The sequence below is a fragment of the Nostoc sp. genome (assembly GCF_036917575.1).
Lineage (GTDB): Bacteria > Cyanobacteriota > Cyanobacteriia > Cyanobacteriales > Nostocaceae > Nostoc.
This window is the reverse complement of record NZ_JBALDC010000010.1, coordinates 12,552-27,806: the sequence shown is the minus strand read 5'-3', so window position 1 is coordinate 27,806 and position 15,255 is coordinate 12,552. Positions and strand designations below refer to the sequence as shown.

12 protein-coding genes and 1 pseudogene are annotated in these 15,255 nt (G+C 40.2%); 6 read left to right on the top strand and 7 right to left on the bottom strand.

Annotated elements, in window-relative coordinates:
* Window positions 1–557: 557 nt before the first annotated feature.
* The 6 genes and pseudogenes from V7K79_RS02620 (at window position 558) to V7K79_RS02595 (ending at window position 5,499) form a co-directional block, all read left to right on the top strand.
* On the top strand, window positions 558–890 hold the full coding sequence (locus V7K79_RS02620; RefSeq protein ID WP_335044440.1) for a hypothetical protein: 333 nt from the start codon (window positions 558–560) through the stop codon (window positions 888–890).
* Between the two features lie 72 nt (window positions 891–962).
* Window positions 963–1,511 (top strand): GIY-YIG nuclease family protein, encoded by a 549-nt coding sequence (locus V7K79_RS02615; protein WP_335044437.1) that lies wholly within the window; start codon window positions 963–965, stop codon window positions 1,509–1,511.
* A 48-nt stretch (window positions 1,512–1,559) separates the two neighbouring features.
* Complete coding sequence (locus tag V7K79_RS02610; RefSeq protein WP_335044435.1) at window positions 1,560–3,020, top strand: protein kinase domain-containing protein; 1,461 nt, start codon at window positions 1,560–1,562, stop codon at window positions 3,018–3,020.
* A gap of 685 nt (window positions 3,021–3,705) precedes the next feature.
* Window positions 3,706–4,068 (top strand): Mo-dependent nitrogenase C-terminal domain-containing protein, encoded by a 363-nt coding sequence (locus tag V7K79_RS02605; RefSeq protein ID WP_335044433.1) that lies wholly within the window; start codon window positions 3,706–3,708, stop codon window positions 4,066–4,068.
* Between the two features lie 21 nt (window positions 4,069–4,089).
* A pseudogene (locus tag V7K79_RS02600) lies at window positions 4,090–4,320 on the top strand (cupin domain-containing protein).
* 432 nt (window positions 4,321–4,752) lie between these two features.
* Entirely contained in the window at window positions 4,753–5,499 is a 747-nt protein-coding gene (locus V7K79_RS02595) for a creatininase family protein (protein WP_335044430.1), read from the top strand.
* Between the two features lie 470 nt (window positions 5,500–5,969).
* Here V7K79_RS02595 and V7K79_RS02590 read toward each other — a convergent pair whose 3' ends face one another.
* The 7 genes from V7K79_RS02590 to V7K79_RS02560 form a co-directional block, all read right to left on the bottom strand.
* Window positions 5,970–8,927 (bottom strand): calcium-translocating P-type ATPase, PMCA-type, encoded by a 2,958-nt coding sequence (locus tag V7K79_RS02590; protein WP_335044428.1) that lies wholly within the window; start codon window positions 8,925–8,927, stop codon window positions 5,970–5,972.
* Window positions 8,928–9,076: 149 nt separating this feature from the next.
* A complete protein-coding gene (locus V7K79_RS02585) occupies window positions 9,077–9,811 on the bottom strand; it encodes a zinc-dependent metalloprotease family protein (protein WP_335044426.1) in 735 nt (244 codons plus the stop codon).
* The gene (locus tag V7K79_RS02580; protein ID WP_335044424.1) at window positions 9,780–10,076 is read right to left on the bottom strand and encodes a hypothetical protein; all 297 of its coding nucleotides are present in this window, start codon (window positions 10,074–10,076) and stop codon (window positions 9,780–9,782) included. Before V7K79_RS02580 ends, V7K79_RS02585 begins: the two co-directional genes overlap by 32 nt.
* A gap of 192 nt (window positions 10,077–10,268) precedes the next feature.
* On the bottom strand, window positions 10,269–10,583 hold the full coding sequence (locus V7K79_RS02575; RefSeq protein ID WP_335044422.1) for a hypothetical protein: 315 nt from the start codon (window positions 10,581–10,583) through the stop codon (window positions 10,269–10,271).
* Between the two features lie 21 nt (window positions 10,584–10,604).
* Window positions 10,605–11,210 carry a TerD family protein gene (locus tag V7K79_RS02570; protein WP_335044419.1) on the bottom strand — a complete coding sequence of 202 codons (606 nt, stop codon included), beginning with the start codon at window positions 11,208–11,210 and terminating at the stop codon, window positions 10,605–10,607.
* A gap of 10 nt (window positions 11,211–11,220) precedes the next feature.
* Window positions 11,221–11,796 carry a TerD family protein gene (locus V7K79_RS02565; RefSeq protein WP_335044418.1) on the bottom strand — a complete coding sequence of 192 codons (576 nt, stop codon included), beginning with the start codon at window positions 11,794–11,796 and terminating at the stop codon, window positions 11,221–11,223.
* A gap of 671 nt (window positions 11,797–12,467) precedes the next feature.
* Window positions 12,468–14,936, bottom strand: coding sequence for an ATP-dependent Clp protease ATP-binding subunit (locus V7K79_RS02560; RefSeq protein WP_335044416.1), 2,469 nt, complete (start codon window positions 14,934–14,936; stop codon window positions 12,468–12,470).
* Between the last annotated feature and the right edge of the window lie 319 nt (window positions 14,937–15,255).

Genomic DNA, 15,255 nt, shown 5'->3' with positions numbered 1-15,255 from the left:
GTTTAGGGGTTGCCCTACGCAAAAATAGCTCGATGCCAGGTTCTATCTTACAATAATAAAATGCCCCTAGTTGTGAAGTCAGCTACGGGCTTTTTGTTTATCCTAAGAATCGTCAAATTTGAACTATACCAGCATCAACTTTGTTTTGTCCTTCTGGCAGTAGTATTAAGAGTTTTAACTTATAAAAATAAACTTAGATATAGTGTATCGCCTCACAATAAAGAAAGTGCCGAAATGGCTCTTGCTAACACCTAAACTTAATTATTTTTCAGAGAATTAGACTTATTTTATCAGCACAATGTTAAATAGAAATCACTTATGCTTGATTGAAAATTTGCTAAACTTTATGATTATTAACTATGCTCGCTTTCTTGTTTAGCTGACAGAAGTCCTACAATCTATCTAATAGGCAGAACTTTAAAGTTGTAGTTTTTCACCAAACTACATGTGCAAAAAAACTAGAGATTGTTGCTTAAGACTTTTGAATGACCATGTGTAATATATTGCCTGTTTTCTATGATTACTTAGTGGTTAATAACTAGCTTTTAATACAGAAAATGTCACTTAAAATCGTTCATAGCTTTGATGGCAGTTTCACTCTTGAAGCACAAGCTCAAGAAACTCTATTCAATTCATTAACAAGCGTTGCTTTCTTGAACCAAATTTGCCAACAATTATTAGGGTGTGAGCAACTTAAATTTACAGAATTACTTTTCCAGCCAGTTCCTTACAGCTTAACTACCACTAAAGGAATGCCAGCAGAATTTGAAAAATATTATGAATCTGATGAGTATATCATCGTCAATGTACCACCAAATTTTATGTTCAGTGCCAAGATTTTTAAACCCAGTCGCCTTTGTGCAATTTATCAAAAATTGAGTAATGAATAATTTTTAAGATAATTTTTCTTTAACTCGTAATTTTCAATTCTGAAGGCAAATAATAAGTTTGATATTTTATGTATGGCTTCTGAAACAAATCTTTCTCCTTTGGCAACTCTGGAATACATTCCCTACATTGACGATCGCGGTCAATTACCCGAAAAATTTCAGGGTAAAATCGGTGTATATGCTATCTTTGACCAAGAAAAAGCACTTCAATTTGTAGGATACTCCCGTGATGTTTATCTTAGCCTCAAGCAGCATTTAGTCCGTCAGCCACAGCAATGCTATTGGGTAAAAGTTCAAACTATTGAACGTCCTAGTCGTACAATTTTAGAAAATACTGAAAATGCTTGGATTGCTGAAAATGGCAGTGTGCCTTGGGGTAATGGAGATCAAAAGGAAAAATGGACTCATCCCATTGATGTCAAAGTTGTAATGACACTTGAAGAACAGGCAAATTATCAAAATCCAGCTAATGATGAATTAGCACAAATAAAAGTTCTTAAAAATGTGGCACGGAGAGTAGAAGCAGAAATTTCAACGCAATTGTTAGAAGTGCGTGGTTTGCAAATGCAAATTCGCTTCAATCCTAAATTGAAAGAAGAAGGTTTACTAGATTTGAAATGAAGGTAGTTTTGGGGAAAACTATCTTATGAATATTGCTTGTAATCTCCCATGACAATACAGCTGCTGAACGATCGCTATCAAGTTATCCGCACACTAGGCGCTGGTGGGTTTGGTGAAACCTATCTAGCTGAAGACACCTATATGCCTTCAAAGCGCCGTTGTGTGGTTAAACAGTTAAGACCGATTCACAACAATCCCCAAATTTACCAGTTAGTACAAGAAAGGTTTCAACGCGAAGCAGCTATTTTAGAAGAACTTGGCGGGGCAAATGACCAAATTCCGGCATTATATGCCTACTTCTCTTCAAGTGGACAATTTTACTTAGTTCAAGAATGGGTTGAAGGCGATACTTTAACTGGAAAAGTCCAGAAGCAGGGGCTATTTAATCAAGGCGCTGTCCAGGAATTATTCATGAATTTATTACCTGTCCTGGATTACGTTCATTCTAAGCATATCGTTCACCGCGATATTAAACCGGATAACATCATTGTGCGTCATCGGGATGCTAAACCAGTGCTGATTGATTTTGGTGCTGTGCGGGAGTCAATGGGAACAGTAGTAAATTCTCAAGGCAATCCTACTAGTTCGATTGTGATTGGTACACCTGGCTATATGCCAAGCGAACAAGCCGCAGGTAGACCAGTTTTTTCTAGTGATTTATACAGTTTAGGAATGACGGTAATTTATTTGCTGACTGGTAAACAGGCGCAACAACTAGAAACCGATTCTCAAACGGGTGAAATTGTCTGGCGGCAATATGCCAGTCATGTTAGCCCAATTATGGCAAGAATAATCGATCGGGCGATCGCTTATCATCCACGCGATCGCTATCCCACAGCTAGAGCAATGCTGGATTCTTTGCAGAGCATAGCAAATCCAATTCCACCGACACAACCCCTCTTGACTCAACCGACTGTAGTCTCTGCACCGCCACCTCAGACAGTGCCTATTAAACCACAGCCTAGCCCTCAAAGTAGTAATAGTCAGAATAATATTCTCATGGGTAGTTTGATTGCAGGTGGGTTAATTGGTGCATCTGTGATTATTAGTCAAGTGTTACCCAAATCTTCTCAACCGACAGCAGACAAAACGGTATTACCTTCAGAAACACCGTCAAATGTTACAAGTCCAGTGATAGAAACTCCCACATTTACACCAACTACCCCATCTGTTCCAACTCAATCACCTGCCTCGACTACATCAATACCACCAGTTGATACCACGACTCTCAACAATTATTTTTGGCTTTCTCAAAGACTTGTAACCGATGCAGATTTGGATGGTAAAAGCGGTTTTGAACTCGATATTATGCGAAATTCGATTTTTGCCAGTCATGGCCGCCGTTTTGATAATACTGAATTGCAAAATTACTTTAATAACCAACCTTGGTATCGTCCTATATATTCACCAAAAATATTTCCACTTAAATTGCTGTCAAAATTAGAGCAACAGAATGTAGAGTATATCAGCAAATATCAGGCTAATACTGGGTTAAGATATTTTAAATAATTAAGTTTTTCATCATCTGGGAGTGAGGACTGAGGAGAATAGCCAATACTTTTCTACAAGAGGCTGTGCTAATAGCAAAATCTCATAGTGAGTAGTTGAACAAAGCTGATTATATAAAACTGTAGAATTACTCAGTATAAGCACCCCTTGCTCTTGTGTAAGTCCTTATATTAGTTTTGAATTATCAATCGATTTATGGCTACTTATTAGATAATATCTAGGTTAACTTATGTAGCATATCAGACAACTTAGTGGATATTCAATACCATAAAATATAAAGATATTAGGGGCTAATCCTAGCAAAATGTATGTATGGTCAGAACAAAACTGTGTTTGTGTACCATAAACTACATCTTTATATACTAGTCAGTTTCCGAACCAGGCATTTATATTTAATATATAAAATTGCTATTTTTAAGATTAGAAATCCATAAGTTAAAGAAATGCCATTTTTATATTTTCTTTGTTATTTTGTATTTAACGGGACAGTTATTCATGATTTGGTGGGCTTAAATAACAATTAGTTAAACCATTTCTCTTCCCAAAGATGCATGTAAATTGTTTGCATTATGCTTACTTTGCTTCTTAATCTACAAGCACAGTGCAAATTGACTAAACATATTACATGGTGATATTCTCAATCGGCAAATAATTCATATTCACAAGGAAAACCTTGCCTAAAACTATGCTTAAAACACAAAACCAACGTATTTTTTTTCTGCCTGCTTTTATTAAACCTTTAGAAGAAAAGAATCAAGCAGGTAGTCAAAAGCAATTTGCTCAACCCAAATTAGATTTACTGCAACCATTACGTAAATGGCTCGACAAAATTGAAATTCAGAATCGGAAGTTAGCTAGATTTATTGCTAAACTAATCCCTGCTCAGTGTCCATTTGAGCGCGATCTCATGCTTTTTGGTCGTAAAATAGGACACATTCCGCCAATGTGCAAGCTGAATCCGCTTTATAACGAACTTGTCTACTTGCGTTTTCGCGCTTTGTGTTATTTAGTAGATCAGTGTGGAGAGGATATTCAATCTTACTGCTGAATATAACTATAAAAAACCAATATGGAAATTAAAATTGAGCATCAACCCAGACAAGAATATCTTAATGAATTAGGTGTACTTAAATGGGAAATTTGGAAAAAGGAAGTTTCAAAATTCCCTTAGACTTATGATTATCAAGAAACTTGCTATTTTTTGGAAGGGAAGGTAATTGTTGCTCCTGATGGCGGAAAACCAGTGCAAATGGGTAAAAACGATTTAGTGATTTTTCCCGCTGGTATGTCCTGTACATGAGAAATTACAAGGGACGTAAAGAAGCATTATTACTTTGAGTAGTTAAAAATCAAAATTGATCGACTTTTTTCTTGGTCATCCAGAAAAGCAACATTTCATAAATCAAGTTTTATTTCTATTATTGGAAGGTTCGCAGCGAGTATCGTAGGTTAAAATGGCAGAATTGGTAAATTGCTTATATCCATCTGTGTCAAAACTTGTTGCAATTCCATCGCCTAAACAATATTAGTAGAAATAGATCGCTCATTCTCTGCAAATTTGGCAGTAAACGAAGATCCCCGACTTTTGCAAAGTCGGGGATCTTGTGCGATCACCAGCAGAGAAAATCCAGAGAGTTCATAATCGTATTAGTGGGACTTGAGTTACAGAAGATGCTGTTTAGCAGCAAAAGGTTTCATTCCACCGCAATTTTAATGAGGAAAATTATTAACAATGTTACTGCATTTAAGTACTTGGCAAGAAGTCGAAGCTTATTTACAGCAGTCAAAGGGAATTATTTTCCCTATTGGTTCCACAGAACAACATGGGCCAACAGGGTTAATTGGTACTGATGCTATTTGTGCAGAAGCGATCGCAGCCGGTGTGGGTGATGCAACCCAAGCAATTGTTGGCCCTACAATCAACGTGGGGATGGCACTGCACCATACCGCTTTTCCTGGGTCAATCAGTCTGCGTCCCAGCACTTTAATTCAAGTAGTGCGAGATTATGTAACTTGTTTAGCAAAAGCTGGTTTTAGCAAATTCTACTTTATTAACGGACACGGCGGTAATATTGCCACACTCAAAGCTGCTTTCTCAGAAACTTATGCTCATTTAGAAGATTTGCAGATTGCCAATGCTCAACAGGTACAATGTCAAGTGGCAAACTGGTTTATGTGTGGTTCTGTATATAAGCTAGCTAAAGAATTATATGGGGATCAAGAAGGTTCTCATGCAACGCCAAGCGAAGTAGCCCTCACCCAGTACGTTTATCCAGAAGCAATTAAGCAGGTACCCCTCTCACCAGAAGTTGCAAGCGGACATAGGATTTATAGCGCTGCTGACTTTCGAGTGCGTTATCCAGATGGACGCATGGGATCAAATCCGGCTTTAGCAACGCCAGAACATGGTAAACAATTTTATGATTTGGCAGTTAAAGAACTTAGCAATGGATATTTGGAATTTGTGAACGCAGAATAAAACTCATGAAAATACATTGTAGATATGCGGGTAAAATCGTGTCTCTGCATTAAATATCTTGCGAAAGGTTATTAAATATCTAGTGAAATTAAAAAATATACGTCATACAGAATCCTTTTCTCCTTTGAGTAGTTCAACTTTGCGATCGCTCAAAATGCCAAATTCATGATTTGTATTGATTTTATCTCAACATATAATTATGTGTTAGCGTTCGCGTAGCGTCTCGAAGAGAAGTTCGCCTCGCCGTAGGCATCACCCATTCTACAGCTAGGGTAAAGGTAAAAAGCAAGAACCTTAACTCAAGAAATTTTCATATAAAAAACGGTAAAGCAATAAATACTCTACCGTTTTCTAATTTTATATTTGAGATTTAATCCCAGGTTCTAAATTTTACTCAATCCCTTGGAATTAAAATTACCGATGCTGTTTTTGACATCGGTTTACCAACCATCTGCCAAAATTTGCAGTAGTTAATAGGATTGTCGCAGATGATTTTTCAATTTCAACCGCATTATGAAGCGCCATAGCTCACCAATCCAAAGCACTGTAGATGTTCCAAGAATTACACTGATCCAGTCCACCAAAGACAAAGGTACTGTTCTAAAAACGCTACCACCAAACTGAATAATCAATATCTGTCCTACAAAAATTGTGATGGCGATCGCTACGAATCCTTTATTCTTAGACAAACCTTTCAAGGCAGATTGCTTTAACCCCAAGCATCGAGCATTGAACAAATTCCAGAACTGTAACATTACGAACACGCCGAAGAACACAGAAAGCTCATAAGGAGTGATTTCCCCATCCCGACGGATGTAGCGTAACAAACCAACCAGAAAAATCAAAAACGCTAATCCAACAGTAAAAATATTTTGTGCCATTGCTTTGGTGACAATAAAGGCTTCTGGGTTACGAGGAGAGTGCTGCATGACGTTCCGATGAGGGGGTTCCGTCGCCAAAGCCAAAGCAGCAAAGGTATCCATAATTAAGTTCACCCAGAGCATTTGGGTGACAGTTAGAGGTAGCGCTACACCAATAAATGGCCCAACTAAAGCAATTCCTAACGCCACAACGTTGATTGTTAACTGAAACAGAATAAATCGTTGGATATTTTGGTAAAGCGATCGCCCCCAAACAACTGCATTTACAATACTGCGGAAAGAATCATCAAGCAGAATGATGTCACTGGCTTCTTTAGCGATCGCTGTACCACTTCCCATTGCCAAACCTACCTGAGCTTGCTTGAGAGCAGCTGCATCGTTTGTACCATCTCCGGTGACACCTACCACCTCACCATTTTTCTGTAACAGTTTCACTAGCCGCAGCTTATCAAGTGGTCGCGCTCTGGAAAGTACTTTTAATTGCAGCACCGCCTGACTTGCTTCTTCGTCACTCAATTGGGCAAATTCTTGACCAGTCAAATGTAAATAACCGCTATTCAAATCATCATCTTCTTCCCAAAGTCCAATTTGACGAGCAATTTCCTTAGCCGTCTCAGAGTTATCACCTGTTACAACTTTGACCTGCATTCCTGCATATAAGCAGGCTTGGATGGCATCAGGTACTTCTGGACGCAAGGGGTCTAAAATTGCCACAAACCCCAGCCAAGTCATATCGTGAGCAATTTCATCCAAGTTCGTCTCACTCGAATGCTGTGAAACGTCATGGTAGGCAAACCCTAGTGCCCGCATTCCTCGTCTTTGATATTCTTTAATTGCAGATGCGATCGCGGCTTTATTCTTGAGTGATTCTAATCCTTGCTGTGTAAGAATTTGCGAACAACGCTCCAAAATTACCTCTGGCGCTCCTTTCACATAAAGCACATCCTCCCCAGTTACAGAGGAAATACCAACTGTACCCATGTATTTTTTCTGACTACAAAAAGGCATTCGGGATTTTATTTGAAAGTTACCCCGGTAAGATATGTAATCAATATCCTGGCTATCTAGCCATAAAAGTAAAGCTCCTTCTGTGGCATTGCCAATAGGACGAGGAGCCTGCAAAGGTTTTTTCTCTAAATCAGCAGTACTATTAACTGCGATCGCCTCCGCTATTAACCCTTTGACATCTTTAAGCGCTGGTAACAGTTGAGAATTTAGACTGGCGAAATTAACTTCAAAAACCCGCATTTGATTTTGGGTTAGAGTGCCGGTCTTATCAGAGCAAATTACCGTAGCTGAACCAATAGTTTCGCAAGCGTGCATCCGACGTACCAAATTATTGGAAGCCGCCATCTTTTTCATACTGTAGGCAAGGCTGAGGGTAACGCTCATTGCCAAGCCTTCTGGCACAGCTACCACAATAATTGTCACAGCTACCATAAAGTAGTGTAGTAATGCTTTGGCAACACTAGCAGGAACCCAGCTATTCACAGAGCCAGGAATTAATCCTAGAGCATAGCCTAAACCAAGTCCTATAGTGAAAAATACTAGTACTATACCAACTGTTTTCAGCCAACTGAGAAGACTATTATTTTCCAGCCATTTTGGTGCTGCAAGTTTGCTACCAGTTAGCTCTAAACCATCGTAAACCACAGGTAGCCATACTCGGCTAAGTACTACTAGCACACTAACAATTGACAGTCCGACAACATACCACTGTTGAGAACTCAGGCTTAATTCTTTAGTGACAAAACCGCGCACTAGCAAAGATCCGAAAGTCACACCAGCAAATCCAAGGCCAACTACACCAATGAGTTTACTCAGTTTTTCTAGTTGATGATTAAGCGGTGTGTCTTCTGTGTTTTCGATGCTGGCAATTGCTGTTGCCAATTTACCAATTTCTGTATTGTCACCAACAGCAGTAACTTCAAAATAACCTTGTCCTTGTTCAACAATCGTACTGCGATAAATTTTGTAAGCTGGGTAAGTTCCTTCTTCAATACCTTGATTTTCTGCGTCAGCCTGAGTAAGCTTTTTAACTGGTTCCGCTTCTCCCGTGATTTTTGACTGGTCAATTTTTAAAGAGATTTCTTCTAAAATTTGTCCATCCGTTGGGATTTCTTCACCTTGTTCTACATATACAACATCACCAAAAACTAAATCTTTACGCTTAACAGTGGTAAAGCTGCTATCTCGGATAACTTTGATAAATACTTCGTCATAAACTTGATTGAGGATGTCAAATTCTTGACTGGCTTTGTATTCGTTAAAGAAAGCGAGAGTTGTCGCTAACAAGATAGCAGCTACAATCCCTAAACCTTCAGCATATTCACCCTCAAAAATTCCGACACTAATAGCGATCGCAGCCGCAATCATGAGAATCCGAATTACTGGATCTTCAAATTTTTCTAAAAACAGTTTCCACAATGGTTCGCGTTCTGGGGGAGTGAGAACGTTAGCACCATACCTTTCGCGGTTAAGTTTTACCTGAGCAGATGTGAGTCCCTGAAATGGTAGAACGCGATCGCTGACTTTACGAGTAAGCATATTCAGTGGTTATACTTAAATAAATGGTTTAAAGCTTAGAACTCCTTTAGCTAATAAAAAGCTTGCTAAAGAAGGATATTGAATGCTTTTAAAAGTAAATAATGACGAATTTCCAACATTTGATAAAAGTTCAGAAGTTCAATACAAATTCATCTTGATGAAGATTTATGTTTACGAATAGCATTATTCATCAAGATCATTTGTTCAGCATGAAATGAGGGAGGTATCAAACTGTGAATTCCATGATCGAGTCCATCGTGCATCACATCTGTTGGTAGTTGGGAGTGGTCTAATCCCAAAGTGTGACCGATTTCGTGGGTGATAGTATTAGCGATCAAGTTAGATAATTGGCTCAGATTCAAACTCGCTCGGTAAGAAGCACTAAGTACTTGGTCTATGCGAACAGCAGCACAGTCTGTAACTTTACCATGACGGAAACTGGCAATTCCTAGATAGTCAACTGGTTGTTGATCAACAAATACATAGACATGGGTAAAGTTTTGGTTCCACTCTTTTTCATCGGGTGGGTCTGACGTCAAAAATACATTGACACTCCTAAAAGCACTGAAGACTTTAGCAAGCCCATCTGCCATAACTTCTAGCATGGTGCTATTATCTTCAGTGTCGATAATCATGCCTGAAATATTGACCCAAACACAATGGCGAATTTCGCTGTTTTTTCCAACAATCAACCATCCACAATATGAACACACTCGCCAATTAGTTTGGATACGGGAACGGCAACCTTGACAGCGAGGTTTTGAAGGTCTATCAAGGTTAATGCGTTCCCAAATCGGAACTTGAAGCTTACGACTAGTTTTAGTTAGATTCAGGCGATCGTAAAGCGACATTTTATTTGGAGCCAGCAACCCAGCTAAAGCCAAAACGATAGTAATCGTCTGCCTCTTTATGCCCGCTAAAGTATTTCTCTTCCTTTAAAATCGTAACTTCAGAGCCAATGTTACTTACCATAGCTGCTGCACACAAAGGTCGATTTGTATCTGGGTTATTCAGTTCCAAATAAATTTCTTCCCCATTACTAATCTTGAAAAACATTCGACCACCGACAGACCTAAAATCAGCTGCTCCCTGATAGATGAGAGCAAAAAACATCACTCGTCTAATAGTATCTGGTCTGTAAATGAACATATTTTCGCCGTCTGAAGCTGACCCAGTACGGAATGGCACTAAGAAAAGCGCAAATGTATTATTTACAAGGGTTTCATCATTTTGGAAAAGTGTAGGCTAATGAAGCAGCGATCGCAAACTGAGAGTTGCAGATTATTCTGATTCCCGCCCTTGAAACTACTAGTTTTCTAAACCCGTTACCAGGCAAGTATTTCAGCTTTTCTTAGTGCCATTCGACCCAGTACGGTCATCTTTATCAAGAAAGATGTAAGGAGAAGAATTTTTTGCTCCAAAATTTCCTCCTAGAGGCTGGATGACCCCTTTTACACCATCAACAGTTTCATACATACAGCCTAAGTCAAGGTCAGGAGCATTGTTACCTCCAAGCAGCTTGGAAAAGAAGCCAGCGTTTTGATTGGACTGTTGATTCCAATTCAGGTTGATATGAACCGTTAGTGGCTTAGACTTACCTGCTTTACTCAGGTCTATTCTATGGGAATCGCCACTCTTTTGAAGTGTAATAGCCATAACTACAAGTTTGCCCAGTATTTACAAGTAAGAATTAGCAAGTTCACCTAAACCATTGACATTAACACCATTGCCAACAGCAGCCATTTTCCACTCATCATTGTGTCGATACACTTCAGCTAATACCATCCCAGTCATGCCGACATACTCTTTACCAGAGAGATTAAACCGAGCTAGTTCTTTGTTATTAGCTACATTAACTAGGCGCACAAAAGCATTATCAATTTGACTGAAGTCTTGCTTACGGGTAATGCAATCGTAAATATTAACTACGAAGACTAACTTGACAATCTGGGCAGGTATGCGCGGCAAATCAACTATAATCACTTCATCATCGCCATCACCTGCACCAGTTAAATTGTCACCTGTGTGAGTTATGGCTCCAGACAAATGCTGAAGATTACCGAAGTAGATAATATTCTCTTTAGCCGTTAACTTGCCATTTGCATCTAGACAGATTACAGATGCATCTAGGTCATAGTTTTGACCACCGCCACCAAAATTACTAAAAAATCCACCGCCTGAGCGTTTAGCAACATCCCAGCCCAGTCCACACATCATTTTGCTTAGACCAGGAGCTTCTTTAGAAAGTGAAATCCGTTGTCCTTTCTGTAAACTAATTGCCATACTCAATCTCCTAGCTAAAACGGTCTAGTAAAGCTTTTAATCCACCTTGATAGCCTGAACCAACAGCATTTAAACGCCACTCTCCGTCTTTACGATAGAGTTCAGCCATAATTAATGCAGTTTCGATTGAGTAATCCTCTACTAAGTCATACCGGACTACTTCTTGATTGCTCTGAGCATTAACGACGCGCACAAAAGCATTTTGAACTTGACCAAAATTTTGCTTCCGTTCTGCGGCTTCATGAATAGTTACAGTAATAAAAATTTGATGAACATCAGCAGGAACCTTTTGCAGATTAATTTTGATGACTTCATCATCGCCATCGCCTGCGCCTGTCAGATTATCTCCTGTGTGTTGAACTGACTTATTTGGGTCTGGGCTGGCAAGATTGTTGTAGAAAATGAAATGGTTATCTGAAATTAGTTTTTCGTTACTCCCCACCAGGAAAGCTGATGCATCTAAGTCAAAGGCGAAGCCAGTGTCCATTACTTTGACATCCCATCCAAGACCAATAAATACCTCAGTTAGTCCTGGTGCAACTTTGTCGAGTGATACACGTTGTCCTTTTGTAAGTGTAACTGCCATGATTTGGTAAACTCCTTAAATTTTTTACTAGTATCAGTTATGCCTCTGCAATAAATAATTGCTTATTTGTAGCATTCGAGAAGTGCTTGTAAGCCGCCTTGATAACCCGAACCTACAGCCTTAAGACACTATTCACTTCAATTATTATGCGTGTTTTTTTTTACAAAAAACCTTGGGCAAAACACTTAATTTATATTGTTTTGAATTGATTTTTTTAAGTGTTAATACTGGCACTTAAACATTTTTGAGCGATAAACAAGCCTCAAACTCATGCACGGTAAAGGAAAGACACCAAATGCTCAAAAATAACTTAAGCCCAGATATATCAATACACTAAGCAAAACGATGTCAAAGTCTTTCTGCATATAGATTTGAGACTCGGAAACACTATATTAGTTATTAAATAGCTTTTTTATCTTTCATTTATAGCAGGAGGCAGGGGGCAGAAGGCAGAAGGCAGAAGGTAAAACTATTGCTAACTCTCTTCTTTCACCCCATCCTTATGTCCTAACCTGTATGACTACAGCTATATAAAGCAAGTAATAATAACATGAAAACTTTCTGTGCTTACTTAAGATGATTGCTATTTGACAATAAAAAAACGGTAGAGCAATAAATACTCTACCGTTTTCTAATTTTTTATTTGAGATTTAAATCCCAAACTCTAAATCTTACTCAACACCCTGGGGTAATAATTCACGACGCTGTTGAGAACTAACTTGCACAACGCCATTTTCATCTACATCAACAAGGGCTGTATCGCCATCTTTGATACGACCAGACAGAATTTCTTCTGCTAGGCTATCTTCTAACAGGCGCATAATTGCCCGACGTAATGGCCTCGCGCCGTAGCTGGGACTGTAACCTTCTTGAATCAAACGATCCTTGAAGCGATCGCTGACTTCTAAGGTGATACCCTTTTCAGTTAGACGACCAAATACTTCCTTGAGCATAATTTCGGCGATTTGGGTGACTTCAGGCTTGTTCAACTGACGGAAGACGATAATTTCATCGAGTCGGTTGAGGAACTCTGGACGGAAGTACTGCTTGAGTTCTTCGTTCACCAAAGAGCGAATCCGGTTGTAAGTTGACTCACTGGCATCTTCGGAGAATTCAAAGCCGATACCGCTACCGCCTTTTTCAATTACCTTAGAACCAATATTGGAAGTTAAAATCAGCAAGGTGTTCTTAAAGTCCACCGTGCGACCTTTGGCATCGGTTAATCGACCGTCTTCCAAAATTTGCAGCAGCATATTGAATACATCGGGGTGTGCTTTTTCGATTTCGTCGAACAACACTACGGTGTAAGGACGCCGCCGCACGGCTTCGGTCAGCTGACCACCTTCGTTATAACCAACATAACCTGGAGGCGAACCAATCAGCTTGCTGACGGTGTGACGCTCCATGTATTCGGACATATCCAAGCGGATCATCGCTTCTTCGGAACCGAAGAAGTAAGCAGCCAAAGACTTCGCCAACTCGGTTTTACCTACACCAGTAGGCCCAGAGAAGACAAAGCTAGCTATGGGTCGGTTAGGATTCTTCAAACCGACACGAGCGCGACGAATTGCCCGTGAAACTGCTTTTACAGCTTCATCCTGACCAATTAAACGCTGATGCAAGGTGTCTTCCATGTGCAGCAGCTTTTCAGATTCAGATTCGGTGAGTTTGTTCACCGGTACCCCAGTCCAAGAAGCGACAATGTGAGCAATGTCTTCTTCTGTAACTACAGGTTCTTCATGTTCAGTGCCAGTTGCATTGGTCTTGCTTTGAGCGATCGCCCGGATTTCGGCTTTGATTTCCATTTCGCGATCGCGCAATTCTCCAGCTTTGTCAAAGTCTTGAGAGCGCACCGCGTCATCTTTTTCTTTTAATATCTGACGCAGTTCTTTGTCTAACTCTTTGGCTGCTGGTGGCAGCTGGGAGTTAATCAAGCGCACCCTAGAACCAGCTTCATCAACCAAGTCGATGGCTTTGTCTGGGAGGAAGCGATCGCTAATGTAACGATCTGATAGCTTCGCCGCCGCCACTAATGCTTCGTCGGAGATTTTCAGTTTGTGGTGTTGCTCGTAGCGTTCGCGCAAACCATATAAAATTTCAATTGTTTCATCAACTGTAGGTTCGCCAACCATCACTGGTTGGAAACGTCGCTCTAGTGCTGCATCTCGCTCGATGTGCTTGCGGTATTCATCTAGGGTTGTAGCGCCGATGCACTGCAACTCACCTCTTGCCAAAGCTGGCTTGAGAATATTAGCTGCGTCAATCGCACCTTCTGCTGCACCTGCACCAATTAAGGTGTGTACCTCATCAATCACCAGAATGACATTACCCGCAGAGCGGATTTCATCCATGATTTTTTTCAAGCGTTCTTCAAATTCACCCCGATACTTGGTTCCTGCTACGAGCAAACCAATATCTAGTGTGACGACGCGTTTATCTTCTAGGATGTCAGGGATATCTTTAGTGGCAATGCGTGAAGCTAAACCTTCAGCGATCGCTGTTTTACCAACCCCTGGTTCCCCAATCAGCACTGGGTTATTTTTGGTTCGGCGACCCAATATCTGAATCACTCGCTCAATTTCCTTGGCGCGTCCCACCACTGGATCGAGCTTATTGTCAATCGCCATCTGGGTCAGGTTTGAACCAAATTCATCCAGAGTCGGGGTTTTTGTGCGCCCGGATGAACCGCCTGGTGAAACTTCGGCAGTTTCTCCCAACATGCGGATGACTTGGGTTCTTACCTTAGATAGATCCACACCGAGGTTTTCTAGCACTCTGGCTGCGACGCCTTCCCCTTCGCGGATTAGGCCCAACAGCAGATGCTCGGTGCCAATGTAGTTATGCCCCAGTTGGCGTGCTTCTTCCAAAGAGAGTTCTAAAACTCGCTTTGCCCGTGGCGTAAACGGAATTTCCACGGCAACAAAGCCCGATCCCCGTCCTATAATTTTTTCAACTTCAATTCGGGCATCTTTGAGATTGACGCCCATTGATTTCAGCACCTTGGCAGCCACTCCAGTGCCTTCGCCAATCAGACCCAGGAGGATCTGCTCGGTTCCGACAAAGTTGTGACCTAAACGGCGGGCCTCTTCTTGGGCCAGCATGATTACCTTAATGGCTTTTTCTGTGAAGCGCTCAAACATGGCTTTATCCCATCATCTGCGGTCGTGCCGGTATGCTGATTTTAGCACAGGCAAAGCTTTTGGATGCCTGTATAACAGATTATAGACATCCTGAACCTATGACTTGGGTTGATAGACTAATTGTTAACTATTGACTACTCTTATCTGGCTAGTGTACTGAGGAGCTTTAGTTCACCAGCGTTTTTGGGATTTATTATAAATAGCTGACTGTTTAGATTATGGGGTTTTTGACTTAATCCCAAACATCTATATCTAACATATATATTTAGTAATATCAAGCAAAAATAATTGTTATATAGTTTACTTATATAATAAAGCT

Coding starts and splice junctions, on each gene's coding strand:
- V7K79_RS02620 (WP_335044440.1), top strand. CDS start 558: ATGTCACTTAAAATCGTTCATAGCTTTGATGGCAGTTTCACTCTTGAA.
- V7K79_RS02615 (WP_335044437.1), top strand. CDS start 963: ATGGCTTCTGAAACAAATCTTTCTCCTTTGGCAACTCTGGAATACATT.
- V7K79_RS02610 (WP_335044435.1), top strand. CDS start 1,560: ATGACAATACAGCTGCTGAACGATCGCTATCAAGTTATCCGCACACTA.
- V7K79_RS02605 (WP_335044433.1), top strand. CDS start 3,706: ATGCTTAAAACACAAAACCAACGTATTTTTTTTCTGCCTGCTTTTATT.
- V7K79_RS02595 (WP_335044430.1), top strand. CDS start 4,753: ATGTTACTGCATTTAAGTACTTGGCAAGAAGTCGAAGCTTATTTACAG.
- V7K79_RS02590 (WP_335044428.1), bottom strand. CDS start 8,927: ATGCTTACTCGTAAAGTCAGCGATCGCGTTCTACCATTTCAGGGACTC.
- V7K79_RS02580 (WP_335044424.1), bottom strand. CDS start 10,076: ATGTTCATTTACAGACCAGATACTATTAGACGAGTGATGTTTTTTGCT.
- V7K79_RS02575 (WP_335044422.1), bottom strand. CDS start 10,583: ATGGCTATTACACTTCAAAAGAGTGGCGATTCCCATAGAATAGACCTG.
- V7K79_RS02570 (WP_335044419.1), bottom strand. CDS start 11,210: ATGGCAATTAGTTTACAGAAAGGACAACGGATTTCACTTTCTAAAGAA.
- V7K79_RS02565 (WP_335044418.1), bottom strand. CDS start 11,796: ATGGCAGTTACACTTACAAAAGGACAACGTGTATCACTCGACAAAGTT.
- V7K79_RS02560 (WP_335044416.1), bottom strand. CDS start 14,936: ATGTTTGAGCGCTTCACAGAAAAAGCCATTAAGGTAATCATGCTGGCC.